Origin of the sequence: Cellulomonas sp. Leaf334, from assembly GCF_001424195.1 — a bacterium.
In the GTDB taxonomy this organism is placed as follows: Bacteria; Actinomycetota; Actinomycetes; order Actinomycetales; family Cellulomonadaceae; genus Cellulomonas.
Window position 1 is genome coordinate 112953 of the sequence record NZ_LMOO01000007.1, and the last position, 20696, is coordinate 133648.

A 20696-nucleotide genomic window follows, 5' to 3' on the forward strand; every position below is an offset into this window, starting at 1 on the left:
TGACGACGTCAGGGTGTCCGCCGCAGCACCGCGTCCGCGTGCTTGAGCACCGGTCCGTCGACGAGCCTCCCCTCCCACCGGAACGCCCCGTGCTGCCCGACCGCCGCGGCGAGCACCCCGCGCGCCCACTCGACCTCCGCGTCGGTCGGCCGGTACGCCGCGCGGATCACGTCGACCTGCGACGGGTGGATGCACGCGGTCGCGGTGAACCCGCTCGCCGCCGCGTCGGACGCCTCGGCGGCGAGCCCGTCGACGTCGCCGATGTCCAGGTGCACCGCGTCGATCGCGGCCTTCCCGTAGGCGCCCGTGGCCACCAGGACGACGGACCGCGCGTGGACGGCGACGTCTCGGTACGACCCGTCGGCTCGCCGGCTGGACGTCCCGCCGAGCGACGCGACCAGGTCCTCGGCACCCCACATCAGCCCGACGACGTTGGGCTGCGCGGCGATGTCCGCCGCGTGCACCACGCCCGCGGCGGTCTCGATGAGGGCGACGACGTCGTACCTGGCCAGCACGTGCACGTCGGCGGCCGACGCCGTCTTGGCGAGCATGACCGTGCGGTACGGCGTCGCCCGGAGCGCGACGAGGTCCTGCTCGAGGTCGTCGGTGCCGACGGGGTTGACCCGGACGACCGTCCGCTCCGGGTCCAGGGTGCTCGCGGCGAGGTGGGCGCGAGCCACCGCCTTGTCCGACGGGTTGACGGCGTCCTCCAGGTCGAGGATCACGGTGTCCGACCGCGCGGCAGCCTTGGCGTACCGCTCGGGGCGGTCAGCCGGGCAGAAGAGCAGCGCCGGGCCTCTCACGGGCGGCACCAGAACAGGACCGTGCGCATGGCGACGACCACGACGACGTCGTCCTGGTTGCGACCGGTGTGCTCGAGCGTGACGACCCCCTGGCCGGGCCGCGACGACGAGAGCCGCTTGTCCGTCACGACGGTCGACGAGTACAGCGTGTCCCCGTGGAACAGCGGGTGCGGGAACCGGACGTCGGTGAACCCGAGGTTCGCGACGATCGTGCCCTGCGTGAGCTGTGGGACCGAGCTCCCCACCAGCACGGACAGCGTCATCAGCGAGTTGACCAGCCGCTGCCCGAACGGCTGCTCGGCCGACCACGCCGCGTCCAGGTGCAGGGCCTGCGGGTTCATGGTCAGCGTCGAGAACAGGACGTTGTCCGCCTCGGTCATCGTCCGTCCGGGCCGGTGCACGTACCGGACGTCGAGCTCGAGCTCCTCGTAGTACAGCCCGCGCTGCTCGATGTCTCTCGTCATCGCGGCGCGCCGGTGAAGCCGAGCTCGCGCGCGATCACCATGAGCTGCACCTGCGTGGTCCCTTCGCCGATCTCCAGGATCTTCGAGTCGCGGTAGTGCCGCGCGACGGGGTTCTCGTTCATCACGCCGTACCCGCCGAAGATCTGCGTCGCGTCGCGCGCGTTGTCCATGGCCGCCTCGCTGCCGATGAGCTTCGCCAGGCTCGCCTCCAGCTTGAACGGCTGGCCGGCGACGAGCCGGTGGGCGGCGTCCAGCCACGCCAGGCGGGCGGAGTGCACGCGGGCTTCCATGCGGGCGATGGTGAACGCGATGCTCTGGTTCTCGCCGATGGGGTGACCGAACACGTTGCGGCTCCTGGCGTACCGCATCGCCTCCTCCAGGCAGCCCTGGGCGGCGCCCGTGCAGAGCGCGGCGAACGCGACGCGGCCCTCGTCGAGCGTCTGGATGAACTGGGCGAACCCGCGCCCCCGCTCCCCGAGCAGGTTCTCCTCCGGCACGCGCACGTCCTCGAACAGCAGCGGGTGGGTGTCGGAGGTGTGCCAGCCGACCTTGTCGTAGGCGGGCAGCACCGTGAACCCGGGGGTGCCGCTGGGCACCAGGATCGCGGTGAGCTCCTTCTTCACCGACCCGTCGGCGCGCACGCTCTCCCCTGTCACCGCGGTGATCGTCACCAGCCTCGTGATCTTCGACCCGGAGTTGGTGATGAACTGCTTGGTCCCGTTGATGACCCACTCGCCGCCGTCGAGCACCGCGATCGTCTTCGTGCCCGCCGCGTCGGAGCCCGCGTCGGCCTCCGTCAGCCCGAACCCCGCGAGCGCCTCGCCCCGCGCGAGCATCGGGATCCACGCCCGCTTCTGCGCCTCCGTCCCGCTGCGCCACACCGGCATCGCCCCGAGCCCGACCCCGGCCTCCAGCGTCACGGCGATCGACTGGTCGACGCGCGCCAGCTGCTCGACGGCCAGGCACAGGTCGACGTAGTCCCGGCCCTGCCCGCCGTACTCGACGGGGAACGGCAGACCGAACAGCCCCATCTCCCCCATCTGGGCGAGGATCTCGTACGGGAGCTCACGCTTCGTGTCGTACTCGTAGGCGGCCGGGGCCACGACGGTGTCGGCGAAGTCGCGCACCTCGTCGCGGAGCTTCTGCTGCTCGGGGGTGAGGTCGTAGGTCATGCCGGGGTCCCTTCGTCGGGGTGGCCGGTGATGGTGGCCACCACGTGGTCGAGTGCCACCTGGTCGGTCGGTCGGACCGTGAGGGTGACGATGCCGTCGCTGGGCGCGACGACCCGGTGCTCCATCTTCATCGCCTCGATGGTGAGGAGGATCTGGCCGGCGACGACGCTGTCGCCGGTCCCCACCTCCACCGAGACGACCGTGCCGGGCATGGGGGAACGCACCTGCGGGTCGACGGGGCGCGTGCCGTGGGTGAGGGCCGCCAGGTCGTCGGCGAGCCGTTCGACGCGGGTGCGGAACCGGAGCTCGGACGCCGAGCCCTGGTCGCCGACCCAGGTGACCGACCCGTTCGTCACCAGGCGCAGCGGGTGGACGACGCCGTCGAGCTCCAGGTCGGCGGCGTCCGGCCCGCGTCGCACGAGTCGGGCCGGGACCGGGTCGGCGTCGCCGATCGCCACGGTGTCGCCGAGGACGGACACCTCGACGTCGCCGACCTCGTAGCGGGTCGGCCGGGGTGCCCCGAGCCGCCAGCCGTCGGACGCCCACGCGCCCTCGGTGACGTGGTGCCGGGACAGCGCTGCCGCGACGACGTGGATCGCGTCGGCCCCTGTGGCCCGGCCGTCGTGCCGCCGCGCGAGCAACCCCGTGTCGAGCCGCCCCGCACGCACGTCGGGGTCCGCGAGGATCTGCCGCAGGTAGGACACGTTCGTCCGGACCCCGAGGATCGTCGTGCGGGAGAGGGCCGCGTCCAGCCGCGCGATCGCCGTGGCCCGGTCGGGTCCCCACGCGATCACCTTGGCCAGCATCGGGTCGTACGCGGACCCGATCTCCAGGCCCTCCCGCAGCGCGCTGTCGACGCGGATGCCGTCGCCGGTCGGTTCGTCGAGCACGTGCACGGTTCCGGCCGACGGCAGGAAGTCCCGGAGGGGGTCCTCCGCGTAGACGCGTGCCTCGACGGCGTGACCGGTCAGGACCACGTCGGCCTGCGTGAGCGTCAGCGACTCCCCCGCGGCCACCCGCAGCTGCCACTCGACCAGGTCCAGCCCGGTGACCGCCTCGGTGACGGGGTGCTCCACCTGCAGCCGCGTGTTCATCTCCATGAAGAAGAACTCCGTCGGCGCCTCGTCGGACACGAGGAACTCGACGGTCCCCGCGCCCACGTACCCGACGGTGCGGGCCACCTCGCACGCGGCCTCGCCGATACGGGCGCGCGTCGGCTCGTCGAGCAGCGGCGACGGCGCCTCCTCGACCACCTTCTGGTGCCGACGCTGCAACGAGCACTCCCGCTCGCCGAGGTGGATCACGGCACCGTGCTCGTCGGCCAGCAGCTGCACCTCGATGTGCCGCGGGCGCCTGACCAGCCGCTCGAGCAGGAGCGTGTCGTCGCCGAACGCCGCCGCGGCGACCCGGCGGGCGCCCACGAGGGCGTCGGCCAGGTCCTCGGCCCGCTCGACGACGGTCATGCCCTTGCCGCCCCCGCCCGCCGACGGCTTGACCAGCAGCGGGTACCCGACGCGCTCGGCGGCCGCGGCGTCGACCGTCGACGAGCCCGGGATCACCGGCACGCCCGCGGCGCTGACGTGCTCCTTGGCGCGGATCTTGTCCCCCATGACCTCCAGCGCCTTGACGCCGGGGCCGACGAACACGATGCCCGCCGCCTCGCACGCCCGCGCGAGGTCCGCGTTCTCGGAGAGGAACCCGTAGCCGGGGTGGATCGCGTCGGCGCCCTGTGCTGCGGCCACGACGGAGTCGATGGACAGGTAGCTGTCGATCCTGACCGCACGGTCGGCGCGCTCGACGTGCAGGGCGTCGCGGTCCGAGTCCGTGTAGACGGCGACGGCCCGGATCCCGAGCCTCTGGAGGGTCGCGATGACCCGGCAGGCGATCTCGCCGCGGTTGGCGACGAGCACGGTGGAGAACATGGCGCTCACATCCGGAAGAGCCCGAAGCGGGGCTCGCTCAGAGGGACTCCTGCGCACACGTCGAGGGCCATCCCGAGGACGCGTCGGGTGTCGGCCGGGTCGATGATCCCGTCGTCCCACAGCCGCGCCGTCGAGTAGTACGGGCTGCCCTGCGTCTCGTACTGCTCGCGCAGCGGCGCCTTGAACGCCTCCTCGTCCTCGGCGGACCACTCGTCGCCCAGCTGCTCGCGGCGGATCGTGGCCAGCACGGACGACGCCTGCGGGCCGCCCATGACGGAGATCCGGCTCGCGGGCCACATCCACAGGAACCGCGGGGAGTACGCCCGCCCGCACATGGAGTAGTTGCCGGCCCCGAACGAGCCGCCGATCACGACCGTCAGCTTGGGCACGCGCGTCGTCGCGACGGCCGTCACCATCTTGGCGCCGTGCTTCGCGATCCCCCCGGCCTCGTAGTCCTTGCCGACCATGAACCCGTTGACGTTCTGCAGGAACACCAGCGGGATGCCGCGCTGGTCGCACAGCTCGATGAAGTGCGCACCCTTGAGCGCGGACTCGCTGAACAGCACGCCGTTGTTGGCGACGATCCCCACGGGATGCCCGTGCAGGCGCGCGAACCCGGTCACCAGCGTCGTGCCGTACTCGCGCTTGAACTCGTGCAGCTCGCTGCCGTCGACCAGTCGCGCGATGACCTCGTGCACGTCGTACGCGGTCTGCAGGTCGGTCGGCACGACGCCGTAGAGCTGGCCCTCGTCGACCTTCGGGGGCCGGCTCGGCTCGACGGTCCAGGCCCGGTCGGTGGGGACGGGCAGCGTCGCGACGATGTCCCGCACGATCTGCAGAGCGTGCGCGTCGTTCTCCGCGAGGTGGTCCGTGACCCCCGAGGTCCGCGCGTGCAGCTCGCCGCCGCCGAGGTCCTCCGCCGTGACCACCTCACCGGTCGCCGCCTTCACCAGGGGCGGCCCGGCCAGGAAGATCGTGCCCTGCCCCCGCACGATCACGGTCTCGTCGCTCATCGCCGGGACGTACGCACCGCCCGCGGTGCACGACCCCATCACGCAGGCGACCTGCGGGATCCCCTCGGCGGACATCCGCGCCTGGTTGAAGAAGATCCGGCCGAAGTGGTCGCGGTCCGGGAACACCTCGTCCTGCTTGGGCAGGAACGCGCCGCCGGAGTCGACGAGGTAGATGCAGGGCAGCCGGTTCTCGAGCGCGATCTCCTGCGCCCGCAGGTGCTTCTTGACCGTCAGCGGGTAATAGGTGCCGCCCTTCACGGTCGCGTCGTTGGACAGGACCATGACGTGCCGGCCGTGCACCAGCCCGATCCCCGCGATGACCCCGGCGCCGGGGGCCTCACCGTCGTAGAGACCGTCGGCGGCCAGCGGCGCGACCTCCAGGAACGGGCTGCCGTCGTCGAGGAGCACGTCGATCCGCTCGCGCGGGAGCAGCTTGCCGCGGGCCACGTGCCGGTCCCGCGAGCGCTGCGGTCCGCCCTGCGCCGCGGTCCGGAGCCGGTCTCTCAGTTCTGCGACGAGGGCGCGCTGGGACGCGTCGCTCGCTGCGAACGAGGTTCCGGCAGGGTCGGCTGCCGTGCTGAGCATCTCCATCGACGCTGTCTCCGCGGGGGTGGTGGGAGAGACGAACTGAGTTAGCGATCGCTAACTGAAATGAGGCTAGTCTGCGATCGGGCGCTTGTCCACGACAGGCCGCCCGCGGCACACCACTCGCCCGAGAGCAGGAACCGATGTCCAACCAGCTCGACGCTCCCCCGACGGCGCGTGTGCGCGCCAAGGCCGCGCGCCGCGACGCCCTGCTCTCGGAGGCCGCCCGGCTGTTCGCCGGTCGCGGCTTCGACGGTGTCTCGATCGAGGACCTCGGCTCGTCCGTCGGCGTCAGCGGGCCGGCGGTGTACCGCCACTTCCCGAGCAAGCAGGCGGTGCTGGCGGCGCTGCTCGTCGGGGTGAGCGAGGGGCTGCTCGCGGGCGGGAGGACCGTCGTGTCGTCGTCCGACGACGACGCGTCGGCCCTCGTCGGGCTCGTGCGCTTCCACGTCGACTTCGCCCTGCGCGACCCCGACGTCATCCGCGTGCAGGACCGCGACCTCGCCGCCCTGACCCCGCAGGCCCGCGAGTCGGTCCGCGACCTGCAGCGTCGCTACGTCGACCTGTGGGTCGACGTGCTCGCCCGCCTCAGCCCGACCGCGGACCGCGCCGAGCTCCGCCTGCGCGCGCAGGCGACGTTCGGCCTGCTCAACTCGACCCCGCACAGCGCCCGCGCGGTGACCCCCGCCCGCACGCGCACCCTCCTGGAGGAGATGGCCCTGGCCGCGCTGGGCCGGACGGCGACCAAGCCATGAGTGTCGCCGTGGGAGGCAGCCGCAGCGCTCATGGCTTGGTCCCGGACGACGTGCCCCGGCGACCGTCGTAGGGTCGGCGCGTGAGCGTGCGGAGTGTGGACGACGAGATCCCGCCGGACGAGGTCGACGTGTTCGAAGGCCTCCGGCCCCGGCTCGGGGCCATCGCCTACCGCCTGCTCGGGTCCGCCGCGGAGGCGGAGGACCTCGTCCAGGAGACGTTCCTGCGGTGGCAGGCAGCCGACCGCGAGCAGGTCCGCGTGCCGGCCGCGTGGCTGACGCGGGTGCTGACCAACCTCTGCCTGACGCAGCTCCGGTCCGCGCGTGCCCGTCGCGAGGTCTACGTCGGGCAGTGGCTCCCGGAGCCCCTGCTCGCCGGTGACCCGATGCTGGGCCCGGCGGACACGGTCGAGCAGCGCGAGTCGGTGTCGAGCGCGGTGCTCGTGCTCATGGAGCGCCTCACCCCGACCGAGCGCGCCGTCTACGTGCTGCGCGAGGCGTTCTCCTACCCGCACGCGGAGATCGCGGACCTGCTCGACATCACCGAGTCCAGCAGCCAGCAGGTCTTCCACCGCGCCAAGGAGCACCTCGGCACGCCGGGCGTGCGGACCGAGGTCGACCGCGCGGACGCCCGCAAGGTCGTCGAGGAGTTCCTGGCCGCCGCCACCAGCGGGCAGACCGACCTGCTCGTGCGGTTGCTGACCGCCGACGCGATGGGCGCGGGCGACGGCGGCGGCACGGTCCCGGCACGGCTCGACGTGATCGTGGGCGCTCAGTCCGTCGCCAAGCAGCTGCGGGGACTGCTGCGGCCCAGCGACGCCAAGCGCAGGATCATCGGCGGCCGTCCGGACGTCTACGCGTGGACCGCCAACGGCAGCCCGGCCGTGGTGGTCGCGGTCGGCGACCGGGTGGTCGGCATCATGACGCTGGAGCTGACGGACGACGGGATCGCCGCGGTCCTGAGCCAGGCCAACCCCGACAAGCTCGAGCGCGCGACGCGGCTGTGGGCGACGACGGACCACGGAGAGCCGCTGATCACCGGCTGGTGAGCCACGTCACACCCCGGACGTGTCAGGGATCGGGTCCCCACTCAGTTCAGGGGGCACCCATCCCCCACCAAGGAGCTGAGCGATATGGTGCACCGCATCGTCATCCTCGGAGCCGGCTACGCCGGGACCACCGCCGCCGGCCGGCTGGCCCGCCGCCTGCACGGCGACGACGTCGAGATCACCCTGGTCAACGCCGAGCCGGACTTCGTCGAACGCGTACGGATGCACCAGCTCGCGACCGGCCAGCACCTCCGCGACCGCCCGCTGCGTGACCTCCTGGCAGGCTCGGGAGTGACCCTGCGGGTCGCCCGCGTCACGTCGGTCGACGTCGACCACAAGGTGGTCACGCTCGACGACGCGTCGGACCTCGGCTACGACACGCTCGTCTACGCCCTGGGCAGCGCGCGCGACGACCACGGCGTGCCGGGCGTCTTCGAGCATGCGCAGGAGGTCGCCAGCCGACCCGGTGCGCTGCGGCTGCGCACCCGGTTGCGCGCGCTCGCGCCGGGCGGACGCGTCGTGGTCGTCGGCGGCGGCCTGACCGGCATCGAGGCCGCCAGCGAGATCGCCGAGTCGTTCGAGCACCTCGACGTGGCCATCGCGGTCCACGGGACGTTCGGCGACTGGCTCTCGCCGTCCGGCCGGCGTCACCTGCGCGGCACGTTCGACCGCCTCGGCGTCACCGTCCACGAGCACTCCGCCGTGACGCGCGTCGACGCCGGATCGGTGACGACCGGCGACGGCATCATCCTCCCGGCCGACGTGACCGTCTGGGCCGCGGGCTTCGCCGTCCACCCGATCGCGGCCGCGTCGACGCTCGAGGTCACCGACCGCGGGCAGATCGTGGTGGACGAGACCATGCGCTCGGTGTCCCACCCCGACGTCTACGCCGTCGGGGACGCGGCGTTCGCGCACACCACGGTGGGCACGCCGATGCGGATGTCGTGCGCGTCGGGCGTCCCGATGTCGTGGCAGGCCGCCGACTCGATCGTCGCCCGGCTCACCGGCGGCCGGCTCCCGCGCACACCACTGACCTACGTGCACCAGTGCATCAGCCTGGGCCGGCGCGACGCCCTCATCCAGTTCGTGACGCCCGACGACCGCGCCCGGTCCTTCGCCCCCGGCGGTCGGCTGATGGCCCGCTACAAGGAGCTCGTCTGCGTGGGCGCGGCATGGGTCGTCGCCCACCCCGTCCCCTACCCGGTGCGCCGACGACGCGCCACGTCCGCAGCGGCGCTCGTGGCCGACCCTGTCTAGGTCAGGTCGTCGTGCGGGTCCAGTGCTGGTTGGTGCCGCCGTTGCACGTGAACTGCACGATGTCGCCGCCGTCCGCCGTCGAGCGGGAGAGGACCTCGAGGCACTTGCCGCTGTGCCGCGCCCGCAGGGAGGAGTAGCCGCCGCTCTCGGACTGCCACAGCCACTGCTGGTTGGCTCCCCCGTTGCAGGTGTACTGCACGACGTCGGCGCGGTCCGCCGTCGAGCCGCCGACGACGTCGAGGCACTTCGCGCTGTTGCGGTTGACGATCCGGTAGTAGCCGCCGCCGGCGTCCTCGAAGCGCCACTGCTGGTTGAGGCCGCCGGTCCACCGCCACTGCAGGACGTTCGCGCTGTCCGCCCCGGAGCTGCTGGCGACGTCCGCCACCTTCCCGCTGTTGCGGTTGGTCAACCGGTAGTGCGTGCTCGCGACGCCCGCGACGACGCCGGTGGCCGTGTCGACGGTGATCTGCGGGGTGAAGGCGAGCGACATGGAGGTGCTCGACGGGAACCCGATCGGGAGCCAGACGTACTGCGAGTCCTGGACGGCGCCACCCCACGCACCCGCCCACCGGTCACCGAGGTACAGGTAGCTGGTGGTGCTGGTCCCCTGGACGGGCAGGACGTAGGTCGGCTGCGACCCGAAGGTCGTGCCGTCCCCGACGTTGCTGAAGCCCGACCACGGGCCGGCGAGACTCGTGGCCGTGGCGTACTTCGCCTGGTTGGGGCTCCACCCGGTGGCGCCGGACGTGAGCAGGAAGTACACGCTGCCGCGCTTGAACACCGCGGGCGCCTCGCGGTGCTGGCCCGGCCACGGGTTGCCGACGAGGCTGCTGATCCCCAGGTAGTCCGGCGTCAGCCGGTAGATGTGCAGGTCGTAGTTCTCCCGGGCCGCGGAGATCAGGTACGCGGTGCCGTTGTCGTTGAACAGGGTGAGGTCGCGCGACATGTGGCCGAGCGGCCGGAAGCTGCCGTGGTACGTGTAGCTCCCGTCGACGGTGGCGGAGGACGCGACCGCGACACGGGCCTCCGAGTAGTTCCCCGCCTGCTCCTTGTGCATCCACATGACGAAGCGGCCGGTCGACTCGTTGTAGATGACCTTCGGCCGCTCGATGTTGGCGGAGTCCAGCTCGGACGCGGACGCCTCCGTGAGGACGTGGTTGCGGAACTCCCACGTGGCCAGGTCGGTCGAGCGGTACACGGACACGTACCGGAAGCTGTTGTCGGCGTTCCGGTTCTCCCCGAACCAGTAGTAGTACGACCCGACCTTGAGGACGCCACCGCCGTGGGCGTGCACCGGAGCACCACCGGTGTCACGGAACTGCGTGCCGTTGGTGATCGTGAACGTCGCCGCGACCGCGGCCGTGGCGACCAGCGCCACGGACAGCACGGCGGCGAGCAGAGCGGCGAGCGCCCGGGTGGCCCTCATGACGACCACAGCTGGTTGGTGCCGCTGTTGCACGTGTACTGCTTGAGACGCGTGCCGTTCGCCGTCGAGAAGCCGGGCAGGTCGAGGCACTTGCCCGAGTGCCGCGCGACGAGCTGGTAGGAGCTGCCGACCGAGCGGACCTGCCACTGCTGGTTGGTGCCGCTCCCGCACGTGTACTGGATGACGGCCGCACCGTCGGCGACGGACGCGTTGCTCACGTCCAGGCACTTGCCCGAGTGCGACGCGACCACGTTCACGTACCCGTTGCCGCGGTCCGTGAGCCGCCACAGCTGGTTGGCCGCGCCGCCGCACGTGTACTGGATGATCTCGGCGCCGTTCGCGGTCGAGCCGCTCACCACGTCGACGCACTTGGCCGAGGCCCTGTTGACGATCCGCACGGCCGAGCCGCCGGCCCCGTTGCCTGCGTCCGGGTCGACCGAGTCGCCCCACGCCCAGCGCAGGCGGTTCGCACCGGAGGCGCTGCGGACGGTCAGGTCGGCGTTGGCGCCGCTCCCGGACTTGGCGTACATCGAGTACCAGTCGTAGCCGATGGTCCCGGGCTTGCCGCCGAGAGCCGGCCAGTACGTGCCGCCCAGGCTGTTGTCCCGCATGACCTGGGTGACGGCGCGGATGTGGCGGACGAAGTTGTCGGTGCTGCCGGCGTCCCCGTAGTTGAGCCCGCCGTCCATCGGGGCGCCGAACTCCGTCACGACGGCGCGCGACGCACAGCTGCCGAGGCGGGTCGTCATGTGGCTGCGCCAGCCGTCGTAGGTGTTCGAGCCGTAGAAGAACGCGTAGTGGTGGAACGAGAGCAGCGTGGAGGCGAACCGGCTGTCGGTGCAGAGGTCCCGCAGGTCCTGGCTGTACCCGGTCCCGCCGATGAGCACCCGGCCCGCGGGCACGGAGGAGTGGCGGGSGAGCCAGTCGGCCGCGACGTTGCGCCACTCGGCCGACGAGTAGCCGTGCGGCTCGTTCATCGGCTCGAGGTAGACCTGGCCGTTCGAGCCGTACTGGGAGACCACGGTCGACCACATCGCGTGGAAGGCCGTCAGGTTCGTGACCCGACCGCCGGACGCGGCGCCGTCCTCCCAGTACGCGAGGATGACCTTCCAGCCCCGGGCGGTCGCCGCGTCGATCACCCCGCGGTAGCTGCTCCACCACGCGGTCCCGACGGTGTGGGTGTTGATCGGCAGGCGCACGGTGTTGATGCCGAGCGTCGACTGCATGTCGTCGAACACCGCGTTCGCCGTGGCCTGCACCGTCGCGTAGCTGTCGGAGCTGCTCAGCCCGTCGATGACGAGGGGTCCGGTGCTGAAGTTGTCACCGGTCACCGCCCAGTTCATGCCGCGGAACTGTGACGTGGCGGCGGACGCGGGCGCCGGGGCGGCCAGGGCGACGAACGGCAGCAGCGTCAGGACGCTCAGTGCGCTGACCACGCGGCGACGGAGGGTGCGCCGTGCGGGCGCGCTGGAGCGGCTCATGGTGTCGACCTGTCTGTGCGACGTTGCACGTGTCCGGGGTCTGGTGAGGCTGCCTTCCTGCATGTCACGGACATGTCAGGACGTCGGCTACGGTCACACCTGCCCGAGACTCGGTCAAGGGTTCGTCGACACGGTGAAACGAATCACTACGCGTTCGATCACGATCGATCAGAGGCCGCGACAGCCGCTAGACCAGGGCGAGCACGGTGCCCGGGTGCGCCAGGATCCGTCCGACGTCCGCGAGGAACCGAGCGGCCTCGGCCCCGTCGACCAGGCGGTGGTCGAACGACACGCTCAGGGTCATGACGCTGCGCAGCGCGACCTGGTCCCGGAACTCCCAGGGCTGCCGCCGGATCGCTCCGGTCGCCACGATCGCCGCCTGCCCGGGCACCAGGATCGGTGTGCCGGTGTCGACGCCGAAGACCCCGATGTTCGTGATCGTGATCGTGCCGCCCCCCAGGTCCGCGGGTGTCGTCGTGCCCGCCCGCGCCTCCCGGGTGAGGTGACCGATCGCGTCGGCCAGCTCAGGCAGGCGCAGCCGGTCGGCGTCCTTGATGTTCGGCACCAGCAGCCCGCGCGGTGTCGCCGCGGCGATGCCCAGGTTCACGTACCCGTACTGGACGATCTCCCCCACGGCCTCGTCCCAGTGCGCGTTGAGCGACGGGTTGCGACCGACGGCGATCGTCACCGCCTTGGCGACGAGCGTGAGGATCGAGATGCGGTGACCCTCCAGGGCGCGGTCGGCCCGGAACGCCTCCACCAGCTCCAGCGTCGGCGTGACGTCGACCGTCAGCGACGTCGACGCGTGCGGAGCCGTGAACGCGCTGGCCACCATCGCGGCGGCGGTCTGCTTGCGGACGCCCGCGACGGGGGTCCGCACCTCCCGTGTCGCTGCCTCCGGCGGGGTCGGCGCTTCCTTGAGCGGCCGCGCGAGCCCTGGCCGGTGCGCGGCGGACAGCGCGTCGGGACGGCGTGCCGCCGGCGAGACCTCGACCCCCGACACCGCCCGCAGGACGTCGTCGCGCGTGATCATCCCGTCCTTGCCGGAGCCGACCATCTTGTTCAGGTCGACGCCCAGGTCGTGCGCGAGCTTGCGGACCGGCGGAAGCACCCTCGGCCCGATCCGACCACCCGCCAGGGCGAGCCCGACGTCGTCGGCGACGGCGTGCGCCGCGGCCCAGTCCGCCGACTTAGACCTGCGCCGCGGTCGCGACGACCCCTCGACCAGCGGCCCGTACCCGACGAGCACGGAGGTCCGCTCGGGTGCGGCCGGTTCCGTCGACACAGGCGTGTCGTCCGTCGCCGGAGCCGGCTCCGGCTCGGCAGCGGCCGTCACCGGTTCCTCCACCGAGATCGTCAGGAGCGCCGTCCCGACGGGCACCGTCACGCCCGGCTCGACGAGCAGCTCGGCGACCACACCGGCGTACGGCGACGGCAGCTGGACCAGGGCCTTCGCGGTCTCGACCTCCGCGACGACCTGGTTGAGCTCGACGGTGTCGCCCACCGCCACGACCCATTCCACGAGGTCGGACTCGGTCAGCCCCTCGCCGAGGTCCGGCAGCGTCACGGTCTTGATCGTCGTCATGACGCCCTCCATCCGGTCAGGGAGTGCTGTCTGCCCATCACGCGGTCGACGGCGTCGAGCATCCGGTCGAGGTTCGGCAGGAAGTGCTCCTCGACCTTCGCTGCCGGGTACGGGGTGTCGAAGCCGGTCACGCGCGCGGGTGCCGCCTTGAGGACGTCGAAGCAGCGGTCGGTGATGCTCGCGACGATCTCCGCGCCGAGACCGCCGCTGCCCTGCGCCTCGTGCGAGACGACGAGCCGGCCGGTCTTGCGGACGGACACCTCGAGCGTGTCGAGGTCGACGGGTGACAGGGACCGCAGGTCGACGACCTCGACCGAGAGCCCCTCGTCCTGCGCGGCGAGCGCGGCGTCGCGCGCCGTGATGACGAGCGGTCCGTACGTGGCGAGGGTGACGTCGGTGCCCTCGACGACCACGCGAGCGCGGTCGAGCAGCGGCACGTCGTGCATCGACTCGTCGACCTCGCCCTTGACCCAGTAGCGCCGCTTCGGCTCGAAGAACACGACGGGGTCGTCGCACGCGATGGCCTGCCGGATCATCGTGTGGGCGTCCTGCGGGCTCGCGCACGTGACCACGCGCAGGCCGGGCGTGTGTGCGAAGTAGGCCTCGGGCGACTCGGAGTGGTGCTCGACCGCCCCGATGCCGCCGCCGTACGGGATCCGCACGGTGATCGGCATGCGGACGGCGCCGCCGGTCCGGTAGTGGATCCGCGCGACCTGCGTGACGAGCTGGTCGACCGCCGGGTACACGAACCCGTCGAACTGGATCTCCACGACGGGCCGGTAGCCGCGGTAGGCGAGGCCGACGGCGACACCCATGATCCCGGCCTCGGCCAACGGGGTGTCCATGACCCGGTCGGGGCCGAAGTCGCGCTGGAGCCCGTCGGTCACCCGGAACACCCCGCCGAGCGTGCCGATGTCCTCGCCGAGCAGCACCACGGTGGGGTCGTCGTCGAGCGCATGCCGCAAGCCGCTGTTCAGCGCGGCGGCCAGGGTCTGGGTCGTACGGATCGTGGCCATCACGCCTCCTCGTCGAACATCGCGAGGTAGGCCGCGTACTGGCTGCGCTGCCGTTCGAGCTCGGGTGTCGGCTCGACGAACACGTCCTCGAAGACGCTCAGCGGCTCGGGGGTGGGCAGGCCGTAGCAGCCCTCTCGCATCTGCGTGGCGAACGTGTCGGCCTTCGCCTTGATCGCCGCTGCACGCTCGTCGGTCAGCGCGCCCCGGGCGGTCAGCAGGCGCTCGATCCGGGCGATCGGGTCCTTCGCCGCCCACTCGACCTTGTCCGACGGGTCGACGTAGCGGGTGGGGTCGTCGGACGTCGTGTGCGGGCCCATCCGGTAGGTCACGGCCTCGATGAACGTCGGGCCCTCGCCTCCCCGAGCCCGGTCTAGGGCCACCCGCATCGCGGCCAGGACCGCGAGGACGTCGTTGCCGTCGACCCGGATGCCGGGGATGCCGTAGCCGGCCGCGCGGTCCGCGATCGGCCGCTGCGCCTGCAGGCCGACCGGCTCGGAGATCGCCCACTGGTTGTTCTGGCAGAAGAAGATCACCGGCGCGGCGAACGTCGCCGCGAAGACCATCGCCTCGTGCACGTCGCCCTTGCTCGTGGCACCGTCGCCGAAGTACGCGACCGCCACGGAGTCGACGCCGTCCTTGACGCAGCCGAGCGCGTACCCGGTGGCGTGCAGCGTCTGCGACCCGATCATCACCTGCGGGGTCGCCATGCCGATCGCCCGCGGGTCCCAGCCCGCCAGGGCGGTCCCCCGCCACACCCGCATGAGGTCGGCCGGTTGAGCGCCGCGGCAGTACGCGACACCGTTCTCGCGGTAGCTGCTGAACACGAAGTCGTCGCTGCGCAGCGCGCGGGCGGAGCCGATCTGCGCGGCCTCCTGACCCAGCAGCGGCGGCCACAGCCCGAGCTGTCCCTGCCGCTGGAGCGCGACGGCCTCGGTGTCGAAGCGGCGCACGACGACCATGTCCTCGTACAGGGCGAGAAGCTTCTCGTCGTCGACGTCGGCGATCACCGGGTCGTACACAGGATCGTCGCGACGGACGCCGTCGGGGGTCACCAGCTGCAGCGCTTCCGCCTGCTGATGGGTGGGCAGGGCACGGCCGGGTGACACATCTGCACGCAACATGTTTCGCTCCGTTGTGGTGGCGGAACCGTCGCTCTCGTGAAGCTAGGCCCCATTGCCTGATGTCCTGTCAGAGTAGGTCCACATGTTGGACTAGCGCGAGTGCCGACACGGCTGCACACAATGTCGTCGTCGACAGGAGGCAGTAATGGACAAGGTCGTCCAGTCCGCCGTCGAGGCGGTAGCCGACATCCCCGACGGGGCGACCCTCGCGGTCGGTGGGTTCGGCTTGTGCGGTATCCCGAGCGTGCTGATCCACGCTCTGCTCGACTCCGGCGTCCAGGACCTGGAGGTTGTGAGCAACAACTGCGGCGTGGACGACTGGGGGCTCGGGCTGCTCCTGCAGGCGGGTCGCATCCGGCGCATCGTCGCGTCGTACGTGGGCGAGAACAAGGAGTTCGCGCGGCAGTACCTGGCCGGGGAGCTCGAGGTGGAGCTGACCCCGCAGGGGACCCTCGCCGAGCGTCTCCGTGCAGGTGGGAGCGGGATCGCCGCCTTCTACACGCGGACAGGGGTAGGGACCCTGGTGGCCTCCGGCGGGCTGCCGTGGCGCTACTCGGCCGACGGTTCGGTCCTGGTCTCGTCGCCCCCGAAGCCCGTCGAGACGTTCACCGTGCGGGGCGAGGCGCACGAGTTCGTCCGGGAGGAAGCCATCACCGCCGACTACGCGCTGGTCCGTGCGGCGCGCGGCGACCGGCACGGGAACCTCGTGTTCCACGCATCGGCACGGAACTTCAACCCCCTGTGCGCGGCGGCCGGTGCGGTGACGATCGCGGAGGTCGAGGAGCTCGTCCCGGTGGGCTCGCTGGACCCCGACGGAATCCACCTGCCGGGGATCGTCGTGGACCGCGTCGTCGCACTTTCACCCGCCGAAGCCGCCGACAAGCGCATCGAACGGAGGACGGTCTCATGAGCCTCACGCGCGAGCGAATGGCGGCGCGCGCCGCCCTGGAGCTGACCGACGGGTCGTACGTGAACCTCGGGATCGGGCTGCCGACGCTCGTGCCCGGGTTCGTCCCGCCCGGCGTCGAGGTGGTCCTGCAGTCGGAGAACGGCGTGCTCGGCGTGGGTCCGTACCCGTCGGACTCGGCCGTGGATCCCGATCTCATCAACGCCGGCAAGGAGACGATCACGATCGCTCCCGGTGCGTCCTACTTCGACTCCGCGGTCAGCTTCTCCATGATCCGCGGCGGCAAGGTCGACGTCGCGATCCTCGGGGCGATGCAGGTCTCGTCGTCGGGCGACATCGCCAACTGGATGATCCCCGGGAAGATGGTCAAGGGCATGGGCGGCGCGATGGACCTCGTCCACGGGGCGCGGCGGATCGTCGTGCTGATGGAGCACGTCGCGCGCGACGGGTCCGCGAAGATCCTCCCCGCGTGCACGCTGCCGTTGACCGGGGTCGGCGTGGTCGACCGCATCATCACGGACCTGGCGGTGCTGGACGTGACGTCGGACGGGCTCGTGCTGCGGGAGTGCGCGCCCGGGGTCACCGTCGACGAGGTGGTGGCGGCCACTCCCCTGGTACCTCTGCTGGTGGACGAGAAGGTGGTGGTCTCATGAGTGCCGGGCGCGAGGTTGTCATCCTGTCGTTCGCACGGACACCGATGGCGCGTCTCAACGGCGGGCTGTCGTCGCTGTCGGCCGCGTCCTTGGGCGCCGTCGCGATCCGTGGCGCGCTGGCCCGAGCGGGGGTCGACCCGTCGTCCGTCGACCAGGTCCTCATGGGCCAAGTCGTCCAGGCCGGTGCGGGCCAGAACCCCGCCCGCCAGGCAGCGGTCGCCGCGGGGATCCCGTGGACCGTGCCCGCGATGACGCTCAACAAGGTCTGCCTCAGCGGGCTGACCGCGATCATCGACGCCGCCCGCACGATCCGGCTCGGCGAGGCCTCCGTCGTGGTCGCGGGCGGTCAGGAGTCCATGAGCCAGGCCCCGCACCTGCTCCCCGACTCGCGGCGCGGCTGGACCTACGGGGACATCCAGGCCGTCGACTCGTTGGCGTTCGACGGGCTGACCGACGCGTTCGACCGCGAGTCCATGGGCTCGTCGACCGAGCGCGGAAACAAGGCCCTCTCGATCGCGCGGGACGCTCAGGACCTCGTGGCCGTGGAGAGCCACCGCCGCGCGTCGGAGGCTGCGTCGTCCGGGGTGTTCGCCGCCGAGATCGCGCCGGTGGAGGTGCCGCAGCGACGCGGCGCGTCGGTGCTGGTCGAGACCGACGAGGGCCTCCGACCCGACACGTCGCTGGAGTCCCTGGCGGCGCTGCGCCCGGCGTTCTCCGCCGACGGCACGATCACCGCGGGCAACGCGTCCCCGCTCACCGACGGAGCGGCCGCCGTCGTCGTCGCCGCCCGCGAGGTCGCCGAGGCCCACGGCTGGACCTGGCTCGCCGCCGTCGGCGCGTCCGGGCAGGTGGCGGGCCCGGACAACTCCCTGCACTCCCAACCGTCCGCGGCCATCACGGCGGCGCTCGCCCGCGCCGGGTGGGACCTGTCGACCGTCGACCTCCTGGAGATCAACGAGGCCTTCGGGTCCGTCGTCGTCCAGTCGCTCGCCGACCTCGACTACCCGCTCGACCGGACGAACATCCACGGCGGTGCCATCGCCCTCGGGCACCCGATCGGGGCATCAGGGGCGCGGCTCGCTGGTCACGCCGCGATGGAGCTCGCACGCCTCGGGCACGGCCGTGCCGCGGTCGCGCTCTGCGGCGGCGGAGGTCAGGGCGAGGCGCTCCTCCTCTTCCGCGACTGACTCGTCACCGGGTGCGATCCGCGCGGCGGCGCGCGGTGAGCCGCTTCGACTTCGCCTGGTTGCCGCAGTCCGTCATGCTGCACCACCGTCGGCTGCCGTTCTTCGAGGTGTCGACGAAGAGGTACTGGCAACCGTCCTGCGACGCGCACGCCTTGACGCGTCCGAGCGAGCCGCTCGTCGCCAGCTCGACCGCCGACTGCGCGACCAGCCAGCGCGGGAGCGCGAGGTCGGGTTCCCACGTCCAGCGCATGGTCCCTGCGGCCGGCTCGAGCCTGCCGTGCCGGAGGGCTTCGGTGTACGCCTCCTGGACGCGGGCGAGGTGCTCGGCATCCGCCGAGCCCTCCGTGGCGTGCCCGTGGAACAGGGCGAACACGGACTCCCGGAGCGCTCGGGCGCGGGCCAGCTCGTCCCTCGCCGCGGTGGGATCGGCGTCCGCCCGGACCCGCAGCGCCTCGGCCTCCGCGTGCGACAGCGCACCGGCGCGCGTCGCCCAGTCGACGAGGTCGACGTACGTCGTCAGGTAGTCCAGCGGGGTCTCGAGCACGCGACCGTCGACGGAGTTCGCGACGTCGAGGCAGAGCGCGCCACCGACGAGCTCGGGTTGCTCCTGCACGATGCCCTCCGCTTCCTCCATACCTTGTTTTGATGGTAGCGCAGACGTACGCTACCTGTATAACCCGTTTCACTGGTAGCGGAGGTCACGATGATCGAGGGACTGGCGTTCATCGGAGCGAGGGCCACCTGGAACCTGCAGCACTCGGCGATGCCGGGTGCGCCGACGCTCCCGGACCAGGCGTTGCGACGTCCGCGCCGCACCACCGCCGTTCGCCCGCACGTCGCCGCCGTCCTCCGTCGGACGGCGGAGCGGCTGGACCCCGAGCGGTCCGCCCAGGATTTTCAGGTTCAGGTCGGACCCGGGACGTGCTAGACCCGCAGTCACACACGTGACTGACGAGGGGACGTCCCGCAGATGGGTCGGAAGAACTACCTGATCGAAGGCCTGTCCGGCACCGGCAAGACGACCGTCGCCGAAGAGCTGCACCGCCGCGGCCACCACGTCGTCCACGGCGACCGGCAACTGGCCTACCAGGGCGATCCGATGACCGGGGAACCGACGACCGACGGCAGCCACGAGAACCACCTCTGGAACGTCTCCCAGGTCCGCGCGCTGGTCGCCGACCAGCAGGAACCGGCCACCTTCTTCTGCGGCGGCTCCCGGAACTTCCCGACGTTCATCGACCTGTTCGACGGCGTCTTCGTCCTGGAGGTCGACCTCGACACGCTGCACCGGCGCCTCGACGCCCGGCCGGACTCCGAGTGGGGCGGCGGCGTGCCGACCGAGCGTTCGCGCATCGTGCGCTGGCACGCGACCAAGGACACCGTCCCGACGGACGCCGTCACCATCGACGCGACCGCACCCGTCGAGCGGGTGGTTGACGAGATCCTGCGCCACTGCCGCGTCGACTGGTCTGCACGCCTCTGACCTGCACGCGGAGCCATTCCGGCCTACCTCGGCCGGCACTCCCCGGTTGCGACCCTTCCCGGACAGCAGTCCAATCGAACGCGGGGGTCGAGTCCCGAGGAGGAGTGTCATGGACACGCAGACCGTCTGGATCATCGTCGCCGTCGTCGTGGTCGTCCTGGTGATCGTCGCCGCCGTCGCCATGAGCCGGCGCAGCGGCTCACGCCGTGCAGACGCCGAACGCGCACGCGCGCAGGAGATCCGCGAGAAGGCCGCCGCCGACCAGGTCGAGGTCCAGCGCCGCGAGGCCGAGGCCGCCCGCCTGGACGCGCAGGCACGCCTGGCCCAGGCCGAGGCCGACGCCCGAGCAGCCGATGCTGCGGCGCTCCAGGCCGAAGCTCAGGCACGCAGCACCGAGGCCAGCAGCGCACGGTCCGACCTGGACGACCGCCTCAGCACCGCGGACCGCATCGACCCTGACGTGGTCAGCGAGCAGACGACGAACGTCCCCACCGCCGACCGCACCGTGCGCGACCGAGACGTCGTGGTCGAAGAGCGGCGCACAAACCCGCCGGTCTGACCCACGGGTGCATCAGAACGGAGACGCGCGCCTCGAACCGGCAGCTTGCCGTCGGAACCTCAGGTCAGAGGTCGAGCGAGCGCCGGAGTCCTCGATCGATCTCGCGCATGAGTGAGAACGGCGCTAACCCTCGGCCGGGGATCGTCGGACAGCCCGTGGACCGCTCTCGCCGCGAGCCTTCGTCGCTTCGGCGCGTGAACGCTGAGCCGGCCCTGTGCATGCCCGGGACGACGACCAGCGCCCCGTGACTACAGTGCCCAG

20 protein-coding genes are annotated in these 20696 nt (G+C 71.8%); 9 read left to right on the top strand and 11 right to left on the bottom strand.

Features of this window, described 5'->3' with window-relative positions; translation table 11 throughout:
- Window positions 1-8: 8 nt before the first annotated feature.
- From ASF78_RS16990 to ASF78_RS17010, 5 genes are read right to left on the bottom strand one after another with little or no spacing between them, the layout of a single operon-like run.
- A complete protein-coding gene (locus ASF78_RS16990; RefSeq protein WP_156374204.1) occupies window positions 9-812 on the bottom strand; it encodes a CoA ester lyase in 804 nt (267 codons plus the stop codon).
- Window positions 800-1267, bottom strand: a complete 468-nt coding sequence (locus tag ASF78_RS16995) for a MaoC family dehydratase (RefSeq protein WP_056592181.1) — start codon at window positions 1265-1267, stop codon at window positions 800-802. The genes ASF78_RS16990 and ASF78_RS16995 overlap by 13 nt, the downstream gene beginning before the upstream one ends.
- Window positions 1264-2439, bottom strand: coding sequence for an acyl-CoA dehydrogenase family protein (locus ASF78_RS17000; RefSeq protein WP_056592183.1), 1176 nt, complete (start codon window positions 2437-2439; stop codon window positions 1264-1266). The genes ASF78_RS16995 and ASF78_RS17000 overlap by 4 nt, the downstream gene beginning before the upstream one ends.
- On the bottom strand, window positions 2436-4361 hold the full coding sequence (locus ASF78_RS17005) for a biotin carboxylase N-terminal domain-containing protein (RefSeq protein WP_056592186.1): 1926 nt from the start codon (window positions 4359-4361) through the stop codon (window positions 2436-2438). The genes ASF78_RS17000 and ASF78_RS17005 overlap by 4 nt, the downstream gene beginning before the upstream one ends.
- A 5-nt stretch (window positions 4362-4366) precedes the next feature.
- Window positions 4367-5959 carry a carboxyl transferase domain-containing protein gene (locus tag ASF78_RS17010; protein ID WP_369816344.1) on the bottom strand — a complete coding sequence of 531 codons (1593 nt, stop codon included), beginning with the start codon at window positions 5957-5959 and terminating at the stop codon, window positions 4367-4369.
- Window positions 5960-6102: 143 nt separating this feature from the next.
- Here ASF78_RS17010 and ASF78_RS17015 point away from each other — a divergent pair, with 143 nt between their 5' ends.
- The 3 genes from ASF78_RS17015 (at window position 6103) to ASF78_RS17025 (ending at window position 9017) form a co-directional block, all read left to right on the top strand.
- Window positions 6103-6714, top strand: a complete 612-nt coding sequence (locus ASF78_RS17015) for a TetR/AcrR family transcriptional regulator (protein WP_056592191.1) — start codon at window positions 6103-6105, stop codon at window positions 6712-6714.
- 80 nt (window positions 6715-6794) lie between these two features.
- Window positions 6795-7760 carry an RNA polymerase sigma factor SigJ gene (gene sigJ / locus ASF78_RS17020; RefSeq protein WP_235518663.1) on the top strand — a complete coding sequence of 322 codons (966 nt, stop codon included), beginning with the start codon at window positions 6795-6797 and terminating at the stop codon, window positions 7758-7760.
- An 84-nt stretch (window positions 7761-7844) separates the two neighbouring features.
- Window positions 7845-9017: an NAD(P)/FAD-dependent oxidoreductase gene (locus ASF78_RS17025; protein WP_056592194.1), complete on the top strand. Its 1173-nt coding sequence runs from the start codon at window positions 7845-7847 to the stop codon at window positions 9015-9017.
- Between the two features lies 1 nt (window position 9018).
- Here ASF78_RS17025 and ASF78_RS17030 read toward each other — a convergent pair whose 3' ends face one another.
- The 5 genes from ASF78_RS17030 to pdhA all read right to left on the bottom strand — a co-directional run bounded on the left by ASF78_RS17030 (window position 9019) and on the right by pdhA (window position 15646).
- On the bottom strand, window positions 9019-10443 hold the full coding sequence (locus ASF78_RS17030; protein WP_056592793.1) for an RICIN domain-containing protein: 1425 nt from the start codon (window positions 10441-10443) through the stop codon (window positions 9019-9021).
- Window positions 10440-11924, bottom strand: coding sequence for an RICIN domain-containing protein (locus tag ASF78_RS17035; protein WP_056592197.1), 1485 nt, complete (start codon window positions 11922-11924; stop codon window positions 10440-10442). Before ASF78_RS17035 ends, ASF78_RS17030 begins: the two co-directional genes overlap by 4 nt.
- Before the next feature lie 187 nt (window positions 11925-12111).
- Window positions 12112-13509, bottom strand: a complete 1398-nt coding sequence (locus ASF78_RS17040) for a dihydrolipoamide acetyltransferase family protein (protein ID WP_056592796.1) — start codon at window positions 13507-13509, stop codon at window positions 12112-12114.
- A complete protein-coding gene (locus ASF78_RS17045; RefSeq protein ID WP_056592200.1) occupies window positions 13506-14525 on the bottom strand; it encodes an alpha-ketoacid dehydrogenase subunit beta in 1020 nt (339 codons plus the stop codon). The genes ASF78_RS17040 and ASF78_RS17045 overlap by 4 nt, the downstream gene beginning before the upstream one ends.
- Entirely contained in the window at window positions 14525-15646 is a 1122-nt protein-coding gene (gene pdhA / locus ASF78_RS17050; protein ID WP_056592203.1) for a pyruvate dehydrogenase (acetyl-transferring) E1 component subunit alpha, read from the bottom strand. Before pdhA ends, ASF78_RS17045 begins: the two co-directional genes overlap by 1 nt.
- Window positions 15647-15791: 145 nt before the next feature.
- On the opposite strand from pdhA, the gene ASF78_RS17055 reads away from it, so the two are divergent.
- The 3 genes from ASF78_RS17055 to ASF78_RS17065 are packed head-to-tail and all read left to right on the top strand — an operon-like array spanning window position 15792 to window position 18393.
- On the top strand, window positions 15792-16556 hold the full coding sequence (locus tag ASF78_RS17055; RefSeq protein ID WP_056592206.1) for a CoA transferase subunit A: 765 nt from the start codon (window positions 15792-15794) through the stop codon (window positions 16554-16556).
- Complete coding sequence (locus tag ASF78_RS17060; RefSeq protein WP_056592208.1) at window positions 16553-17206, top strand: CoA transferase subunit B; 654 nt, start codon at window positions 16553-16555, stop codon at window positions 17204-17206. Before ASF78_RS17055 ends, ASF78_RS17060 begins: the two co-directional genes overlap by 4 nt.
- On the top strand, window positions 17203-18393 hold the full coding sequence (locus ASF78_RS17065; RefSeq protein WP_056592212.1) for an acetyl-CoA C-acyltransferase: 1191 nt from the start codon (window positions 17203-17205) through the stop codon (window positions 18391-18393). Before ASF78_RS17060 ends, ASF78_RS17065 begins: the two co-directional genes overlap by 4 nt.
- 4 nt (window positions 18394-18397) lie before the next feature.
- Here the strand turns inward: ASF78_RS17065 and ASF78_RS17070 are convergent, their stop codons facing one another.
- On the bottom strand, window positions 18398-19006 hold the full coding sequence (locus ASF78_RS17070) for an ABATE domain-containing protein (RefSeq protein WP_162243371.1): 609 nt from the start codon (window positions 19004-19006) through the stop codon (window positions 18398-18400).
- Between the two features lie 90 nt (window positions 19007-19096).
- On the opposite strand from ASF78_RS17070, the gene ASF78_RS17075 reads away from it, so the two are divergent.
- The 3 genes from ASF78_RS17075 to ASF78_RS17085 all read left to right on the top strand — a co-directional run bounded on the left by ASF78_RS17075 (window position 19097) and on the right by ASF78_RS17085 (window position 20435).
- Window positions 19097-19321: a hypothetical protein gene (locus ASF78_RS17075; RefSeq protein ID WP_056592217.1), complete on the top strand. Its 225-nt coding sequence runs from the start codon at window positions 19097-19099 to the stop codon at window positions 19319-19321.
- 42 nt (window positions 19322-19363) lie between these two features.
- A complete protein-coding gene (locus ASF78_RS17080) occupies window positions 19364-19876 on the top strand; it encodes an AAA family ATPase (protein WP_056592220.1) in 513 nt (170 codons plus the stop codon).
- Between the two features lie 109 nt (window positions 19877-19985).
- Window positions 19986-20435: a hypothetical protein gene (locus ASF78_RS17085; RefSeq protein WP_056592223.1), complete on the top strand. Its 450-nt coding sequence runs from the start codon at window positions 19986-19988 to the stop codon at window positions 20433-20435.
- Window positions 20436-20696: the final 261 nt, after the last annotated feature.

Bases quoted from the DNA above. Each gene is read 5' to 3' on its own strand.
- ASF78_RS17005 (WP_056592186.1), bottom strand. From the start codon at position 4,361: ATGTTCTCCACCGTGCTCGTCGCCAACCGCGGCGAGATCGCCTGCCGG.
- ASF78_RS17075 (WP_056592217.1), top strand. From the start codon at position 19,097: ATGATCGAGGGACTGGCGTTCATCGGAGCGAGGGCCACCTGGAACCTG.
- ASF78_RS17045 (WP_056592200.1), bottom strand. From the start codon at position 14,525: ATGGCCACGATCCGTACGACCCAGACCCTGGCCGCCGCGCTGAACAGC.
- ASF78_RS17055 (WP_056592206.1), top strand. From the start codon at position 15,792: ATGGACAAGGTCGTCCAGTCCGCCGTCGAGGCGGTAGCCGACATCCCC.
- ASF78_RS17025 (WP_056592194.1), top strand. From the start codon at position 7,845: ATGGTGCACCGCATCGTCATCCTCGGAGCCGGCTACGCCGGGACCACC.
- ASF78_RS17000 (WP_056592183.1), bottom strand. From the start codon at position 2,439: ATGACCTACGACCTCACCCCCGAGCAGCAGAAGCTCCGCGACGAGGTG.
- pdhA (WP_056592203.1), bottom strand. From the start codon at position 15,646: ATGTTGCGTGCAGATGTGTCACCCGGCCGTGCCCTGCCCACCCATCAG.
- ASF78_RS17060 (WP_056592208.1), top strand. From the start codon at position 16,553: ATGAGCCTCACGCGCGAGCGAATGGCGGCGCGCGCCGCCCTGGAGCTG.
- ASF78_RS16995 (WP_056592181.1), bottom strand. From the start codon at position 1,267: ATGACGAGAGACATCGAGCAGCGCGGGCTGTACTACGAGGAGCTCGAG.
- ASF78_RS17015 (WP_056592191.1), top strand. From the start codon at position 6,103: ATGTCCAACCAGCTCGACGCTCCCCCGACGGCGCGTGTGCGCGCCAAG.
- ASF78_RS17040 (WP_056592796.1), bottom strand. From the start codon at position 13,509: ATGACGACGATCAAGACCGTGACGCTGCCGGACCTCGGCGAGGGGCTG.
- ASF78_RS17065 (WP_056592212.1), top strand. From the start codon at position 17,203: ATGAGTGCCGGGCGCGAGGTTGTCATCCTGTCGTTCGCACGGACACCG.
- ASF78_RS17030 (WP_056592793.1), bottom strand. From the start codon at position 10,443: ATGAGGGCCACCCGGGCGCTCGCCGCTCTGCTCGCCGCCGTGCTGTCC.
- ASF78_RS17085 (WP_056592223.1), top strand. From the start codon at position 19,986: ATGGACACGCAGACCGTCTGGATCATCGTCGCCGTCGTCGTGGTCGTC.
- ASF78_RS17080 (WP_056592220.1), top strand. From the start codon at position 19,364: ATGGGTCGGAAGAACTACCTGATCGAAGGCCTGTCCGGCACCGGCAAG.
- ASF78_RS17010 (WP_369816344.1), bottom strand. From the start codon at position 5,959: ATGCTCAGCACGGCAGCCGACCCTGCCGGAACCTCGTTCGCAGCGAGC.